6 protein-coding genes and 1 pseudogene are annotated in these 6,111 nt (G+C 71.7%); 2 read left to right on the forward strand and 5 right to left on the reverse strand.

The genetic code is table 11. The features are described from left to right. The coding region (locus HMPREF3159_RS08855) for an acyltransferase domain-containing protein (protein WP_246821580.1) at positions 1 to 648 on the reverse strand (648 nt) is incomplete at its 3' end. A 90-nt stretch (positions 649 to 738) separates the two neighbouring features. Here HMPREF3159_RS08855 and HMPREF3159_RS08860 point away from each other — a divergent pair. Next, complete coding sequence (locus HMPREF3159_RS08860) at positions 739 to 2,367, forward strand: helicase HerA-like domain-containing protein (RefSeq protein WP_070500699.1); 1,629 nt, start codon at positions 739 to 741, stop codon at positions 2,365 to 2,367. Positions 2,368 to 2,448: 81 nt separating this feature from the next. On the opposite strand, the gene HMPREF3159_RS08865 is transcribed toward HMPREF3159_RS08860, so the two are convergent. Both HMPREF3159_RS08865 and HMPREF3159_RS08870 read right to left on the reverse strand, forming a co-directional pair. Continuing rightward, positions 2,449 to 3,210, reverse strand: coding sequence for a leucine-rich repeat domain-containing protein (locus HMPREF3159_RS08865; protein ID WP_070500700.1), 762 nt, complete (start codon positions 3,208 to 3,210; stop codon positions 2,449 to 2,451). 127 nt (positions 3,211 to 3,337) lie between these two features. After that, positions 3,338 to 4,084, reverse strand: a complete 747-nt coding sequence (locus HMPREF3159_RS08870) for a phosphoglyceromutase (RefSeq protein WP_070500701.1) — start codon at positions 4,082 to 4,084, stop codon at positions 3,338 to 3,340. Positions 4,085 to 4,314: 230 nt separating this feature from the next. Between HMPREF3159_RS08870 and HMPREF3159_RS08875 the strand changes: the two genes are divergently transcribed. Further along, the gene (locus HMPREF3159_RS08875; RefSeq protein ID WP_070500702.1) at positions 4,315 to 4,986 is read left to right on the forward strand and encodes an HAD hydrolase-like protein; all 672 of its coding nucleotides are present in this window, start codon (positions 4,315 to 4,317) and stop codon (positions 4,984 to 4,986) included. Positions 4,987 to 5,010: 24 nt separating this feature from the next. Here the strand turns inward: HMPREF3159_RS08875 and dtd are convergent, their stop codons facing one another. Next, a complete protein-coding gene (gene dtd, locus HMPREF3159_RS08880; RefSeq protein ID WP_070500703.1) occupies positions 5,011 to 5,436 on the reverse strand; it encodes a D-aminoacyl-tRNA deacylase in 426 nt (141 codons plus the stop codon). 41 nt (positions 5,437 to 5,477) lie between these two features. Beyond that, a pseudogene (locus tag HMPREF3159_RS08885) lies at positions 5,478 to 6,111 on the reverse strand (hypothetical protein); the annotation flags it as partial.

Consider the following 6,111-nt stretch of genomic DNA (forward strand, 5'->3'; position numbering starts at 1 on the left):
TGCGGCCGGAGCGACCGGGCCGTCCACCGGCCCGCCCGGCCCGTCGGCCGCGGGAGCCGATCCGTCGGCCGACGGCGTCGAGCCGGAGCCCGCGAGCAAGGCGACCCTCTGGCGGTGCAGATCGAACTGGAGACGCCCGAGGTGCACGAGCCGTCCCGCCCAGTTCATGCTCACCCAGTTCAGCTGGTGGAGGCCCAGGCGTCCCGTGCCGGCGCGGTGGACCCGCATCTGCTGGCCGAGGTCGGCGAGCACCTCCCAGGACTGCTCGGGGGTGAGGCCGCGGGCGGCGTGCCAGGCGCGCACCGTCGAGGTCGAGACGAGCAGCGCGAGGATCGCGACCAGGCCCTCCCCGGGGGCGAGGCGCTGCTGAAGGGCGTCGTGGCGGTCCTTCTCGGCGGCGAGGTCGACCTCGGGCACCTCGAGCCCGGCGGCGGCGCGCAGACGGTTCGCGGTCGCGGTCACCTCGGCGAGCACCTCCTCGTCGGCCGCAGCGGCGTCGAGCAGGGGGAGCAGGTCCGAGGCGTCCTGGTCGGTGATCCCGAGGTTCTCGAGCAGGGCGGTGCGGGAGGGGGCGGTGAGCATGACGCGCACGTCCGCGGCGGCGAGCTCGTCCTCGGCGCGGATCCCGGCCGGCGGGGGTGGCTTCATGTGATCACGGTAACGGGTCAGCCGCCTCCTCCCGCTACGATCGGTGCGTCCCGACCACGAGCGCACCGGCGCGCCGGCGAGGAGGCCACGATGACCAGCCCGCAGCAGGATCCCGCCACGCCCGAGACGCAGGACGCTCCCGCGCCCGACGCCGCCGCGCCGCCCGCGAGCTCGGCCGAGGCCGAGGCGATCCGCACCGCCTACGGCTTCGAGGGTGCGCGCATCCACCTCGGCGCGATGCTCGACGGGGACGAGCCGGACCCGAGCGTGCCGGTGAACCTCGCCGTCTCGATGCTGAACCGCCACGGCCTGATCGCGGGCGCCACCGGCACCGGCAAGACCCGCACCCTCCAGGTCATCGCCGAGCAGGCCGCCCACGCCGGCGCCGCCGTGTTCGTCGCCGACATGAAGGGCGACCTCTCCGGCATCGCCGTGCCCGGGACCGCCTCCGACAAGCTCACCGCGCGCGCCGCCGCCCGCGGTCAGGAATGGGTCTCCCGGGCGGCGCCCACGGAGTTCTTCACCCTCGGAGGGCAGGGCGAGGGCGTCCCGATCCGCACCACCGTCAGCGACTTCGGGCCGGTGCTGATGGCGAAGGTGCTCGAGCTGAACCCCACCCAGGAGTCCTCGCTCGGGCTGATCTTCCACTATGCGGACTCCCAGGGACTGGCGCTGCTGGACCTCAAGGACCTGCGCGCCCTGATTCAGTTCCTCACCTCCGACGAGGGCAAGGACGAGCTCAAGGGTATCGGCGGGATCTCTACCGCGACCGCGGGCGTGATCCTGCGCAGCCTCACCGCCTTCGAGGCCTCCGGCGCGGACGTCTTCTTCGGCGAGCCCGCCTTCGACACCCAGCAGCTGCTGCGCACGAAGGACGGCGTGGGCATGATCTCCTGCCTCGAGCTGCCCGGGGTCGCCTCCCGTCCGGCGCTGTTCTCCACCTTCATGATGTGGATGCTGGCCGAGCTGTACCAGGAGCTGCCCGAGGTGGGCGACGCCGAGGTGCCCAAGCTGGTGTTCTTCTTCGACGAGGCGCATCTGCTGTTCAAGGACGCGTCCAAGGCGTTCCTGGACCAGGTGGTCCAGACCGTGCGCCTGATCCGCTCCAAGGGCGTGGGCATCTTCTTCATCACCCAGACCCCGAAGGACATCCCCGGCGACGTCCTCGCCCAGCTCGGCAACCGGGTCCAGCACGCGCTGCGCGCCTTCACCCCGGACGACGCGAAGGCGCTCAAGGCCACCGCGAGGACCTTCCCCACCTCCGAGCACGACCTCGAGGAGGTCATCCCCGCGCTCGGCACCGGTGAGGCGATCGTGACCGTGATGAGTGAGGACGGCGCCCCGACGCCGGTCGCGATCACCGCGGTGCGCGCCCCGGAGAGCTCGATGGAGCCCGCCGGCGAGCAGGTCATCAAGGAGTCCGCCGCGGCCTCGCCGCTGATGAAGGACTACGGCGAGGCGGTGGACAACGAGTCCGCCTACGAGATCCTCCAGAAGCGCGCCGCGGCCGACGCCGAGGCGGAGGACGCCGCGGCCGCGGAGAAGGGGGTCGCGGGGAAGGGCGCCGCGAAGGACGCTGAGCCGGCTGCGAAGAAGCCCGGGAAGAAGGACGAGGGGCTCATGGGCAACCCCGCCGTGAAGTCCTTCCTCCGTTCCGCCGGCACGGTGCTCGGCCGCGAGATCAGCCGCTCCCTGTTCGGGACCCGCAAGCGCCGCTGAGAGAGCGACCTTGCCGGACCCCAGGGAAGACGCGGAAGTAGTTGCACTCCGCGCTGCACCTGTACATGCGCGAGCGAGGAGTCATCCCTTCTCCAGCGCCTGGTATTCCATGGCCATGTCCAAGAACGCAGGATTGCGCTCGGCCAGTGCCATGACCTGAGATCTCCAGGACGATCGGAGGGGCGCTCCGAAATACGCCAGCGCGGGGAGATCGGCGGCGGGGGAGAGATCAGCGCTGTCGATCGTCGCTCCCGGCAGATGGAACCAGTGCAGGTGCTTCAAGGGCCGGACCCACTCGAGGTCGGGGATGTGCAGGAGTCTGTCTGTCCCGATGCCTGTGCCGAGCGTGAGATACCTCAGCGCGGTGAGATCGCCGAGTCCTGAGAAATCGGCGAGCCGGAAGGCGTTGGAAAGGTCCACTTCGACGAGATCGGGCAGCAGTCGCAGTGGCGCCAAAGTAGTGACCCGAGCGGCGCCACCCAGGTGGAGCGCCTCGATGAGGTGCAGGTCGGAGAGCGGGCCGAGGTCCTCGTACGGTCCCCACTTCACCGCGAGATAACGCAGATCGGGCAGACCAGAGACCGCGTCCAGGAGTCTCTGGGGGACTCGGGAGCAGAGATAGAGATGAGTGATCGGGGCGTCTCCCGCGGACAGCAGGTCGATCCATCCGTCGAGGATCCGTCGCTTCTGTGCCGCCGTTCGTGCCTCGTCGTCCTCGAGCTGGGTGGCCGAGAGGGCGATCCACGCCTGCCCCGAGTACGACGCCGGATCCCACAGCTCGGTGAAACGATCGAGATGCCGCAGCGGTGGTCGGGAGTCGTCGGTTACGTGGGGAGTGAACATGGATCTCCTCGAGGGCGTGGTGTTCACGCCCATGATGCATGCTCAGTCCTCGAAGAGCGTTCTGCGGACAAGAAGCGGCGCCCCCACCCGGAGGTGAGGGGCGCCGCTCGCGACGGGCGAGGTCAGATCACTTCTTGCCCTGGTTGGCGACGGCCTCGGCGGCGGCCTTCGCGGCGACCGGATCGAGATAGCGGCCGCCCTTCTCGACGGGCTGGAAGTCCTCGTCGAGCTCGTAGACCAGCGGCTGGCCGGTGGGGATGTTGAGACCCGAGATCTCCTCGTCGGAGATACCGTCGAGGTACTTCACCAGTGCGCGCAGCGAGTTGCCGTGGGCGGCGATCAGCACCGTCTTCCCCTCGACGAGGTCGGGCTTGATGCCCTCCTCCCAGTAGGGGAGGAAGCGCTCGACGACGTCCTTGAGGCACTCGGACTTCGGCAGCTGATCGCCGAGGTCGGCGTACTGCGGGTCCTGGTCCTGGGAGAACTCGGTGCCGAACTCGATCTCGGGCGGCGGGGTGTCGTAGGAGCGGCGCCAGGCCATGAACTTCTCCTCCCCGTACTTCTCGCGGATCTCGGACTTGTTCATGCCCTGCAGTGCGCCGTAGTGGCGCTCGTTCAGGCGCCAGTCGCGCTTGACGGGGATCCAGTGGCGGTCGGCCGCGTCCAGGGAGAGGTTCGCGGTCATGATGGCGCGACGCTGCAGAGAGGTGTGCACGATATCGGGGAGGATGCCGGCCTCCTTCATGAGGTCGCCGCCCTCCGTGGCCTCCTGGCGTCCCTTCTCGGTGAGGGGGACGTCCACCCAGCCGGTGAACAGGTTCTTCGCGTTCCAGTCGCTCTCGCCGTGGCGGAGCAGCACGAGTGTGTAGGTCATGGCCCCAGCCTACGCGCGCCGAGGCCGGCCGTGCATTCGGTGGCCATCGGTGGCCACGGGCGGGGTCGAGGCCCGATGCGGCCGACGGGCGCTCGGAGGCGCTGGTGCTGGCCGGCCCGCGGGTCCCAGCCGGGTCGCGGGTCCCGGTCGGGCCGCGGCTCGCCGTCGGACCGGTGCCCGCGTCTCGGGCCACCGGCGCCCACGACCGGCCTCCTGGATATGGTCGGGCCATGACCGCTGTGACCTCCCGGGATCTCACGTCCGTGCCCGTCGTGCTGCTGGATCTGGACGGCACCGTCGTCGAGTCGGCGCCCGGCATCCTCGCCGCCCTCGAGCACGCCTTCGCCGCCTGCGGCGAGGAGCATCCCGGTGCGGAGCGCCTGCAGTCCTTCATCGGGCCGCCGCTGGTGGACTCCTTCTGCTCCGAGCTGGGGATGGACGCCGAGCGGGCCGAGGCGCTGCGCCTGGCCTACACCGACCACTATCTCGTCGAGGGGTACAAGCTCAGCGTCCCCTACGCCGGGATGACGGAGCTGATCTCCGGCCTGCGCGCCGACGGGCGCACCGTCGCGATCGCGACCAACAAGCCCGAGACCACCGCGCGCAGGGTGCTCGAGCACCAGGGCCTCGCCGCGGACCTCGACCTGATCGGCGGCACCGATCTCGCCGCGGGCCGCACCCACAAGGCGCAGGTGATCGCCAGCGTCCTCGAGCGGCTCGGCGTCTCCGCGGCCGACGGGGCCGTGATGGTGGGGGACCGGCTGCACGACGCCGAGGGCGCCGCCGTGCACGGCCTCGAGGCGGTGCTGGTGGGCTGGGGCTACGGCGGGGACGCCGAGCGCGCCGCCGACCTGCCCTACGCCGCGACCGTCCCCGAGCTCCACCGGATGCTGCGCGGCTGATCCTCGGGCAGAGGCTCCGGGTGCTCAGGCCTCGAGCAGTATCGTCACCGGCCCGTCGTTCGTCAGCCCCACCCGCATGTGGGCGCCGAAGCGGCCCGTCGCGACCGTGATCCCGCGCTCGTGCAGCGCGTCGACCACCTGCTGCACGAGCGGCTCGGCGACCGGGGCCGGGGCGGCGCCGTTCCAGGACGGACGGCGGCCCTTGCGCACGTCGGCGTAGAGGGTGAACTGGGAGATCACGAGCACCTGCGCGCCCGTGTCCTGGACCGAGCGCTCGCCGTCCAGGATCCGCAGCTCGGCGATCTTCCGGGCGATCGTGGCGACCTGCTCGGGGCCGTCCTCATGGGTGACGCCGACGAGAGCGACGAGGCCTTCGCCGGTGATCTCGCCGATCACCTCGCCCTCGACCTCGACCCGGGCACCGTCGACTCTCTGGAGCACTGCACGCATGCCCCGATCGTGGCACAGGTGCGGGCTCCGCCGGCGCGGGGTCAGCGGGGAGGGACCGAGGAGATCCTCCGCTCCTGGGTGGGGGAGTCGTCCTCGGGATGCTGGTCGACCGGCTCGGACGGGCGGACCGGCGGGGGAGTGCCCTGCTGCGACGGAGCCTGCGGGGACGCGGACTGCAGCGGCGCCGCCTGCGGAGGGGCGGGCTGCGTCGGTGCCAACTGCTGGACCGGTGCGGCGAACTGCTGCGGCGGCGCGGAGCGGTCAGGGGCGACGTGCTGCTGCGGCGGGGCGGGGCGGTCGGGTGCGGCGTGCTGCTGCGGCGGCGCGACGTACTGCGGCGCGGCCGACTGCTGCGGGGCCGACTGCTGAGCCGGTGCCGAGTGGTGCTGCGGTGCCGCGTACTGCGGTGCTGAGTGCTGCTGTGCCGAGTGCTGCGGCGCCGACGGGTGCTGGGCCGACTGGTGGGGCGCCGACTGCGAAGGTGCCGAGCGCTGCGGCGGAGCGGACTGCTGCACCGCCGAGGAGCCCGACGGGGGTGCGATGCCGGGACCGTTCGGCACGTGCACGCCCTGGGCGGGGACCTGCCGCACGCCCGTCGGCCCCTGCTTCGGATGGGACTGCGCGGCGTGCTGCACCCCCGCGGCCGGACCCGGCTGCTGGGCGGCGGGCCGGCCG

This window comes from Brachybacterium sp. HMSC06H03 (assembly GCF_001807385.1).
In the GTDB taxonomy this organism is placed as follows: Bacteria; Actinomycetota; Actinomycetes; order Actinomycetales; family Dermabacteraceae; genus Brachybacterium; species Brachybacterium conglomeratum.

What these genes read in the sequence shown, in the direction of transcription:
- HMPREF3159_RS08860 (WP_070500699.1), top strand. Translation starts at nt 739, where the DNA reads ATGACCAGCCCGCAGCAGGATCCCGCCACGCCCGAGACGCAGGACGCT.
- HMPREF3159_RS08865 (WP_070500700.1), bottom strand. Translation starts at nt 3,210, where the DNA reads ATGTTCACTCCCCACGTAACCGACGACTCCCGACCACCGCTGCGGCAT.
- HMPREF3159_RS08870 (WP_070500701.1), bottom strand. Translation starts at nt 4,084, where the DNA reads ATGACCTACACACTCGTGCTGCTCCGCCACGGCGAGAGCGACTGGAAC.
- HMPREF3159_RS08875 (WP_070500702.1), top strand. Translation starts at nt 4,315, where the DNA reads ATGACCGCTGTGACCTCCCGGGATCTCACGTCCGTGCCCGTCGTGCTG.
- dtd (WP_070500703.1), bottom strand. Translation starts at nt 5,436, where the DNA reads ATGCGTGCAGTGCTCCAGAGAGTCGACGGTGCCCGGGTCGAGGTCGAG.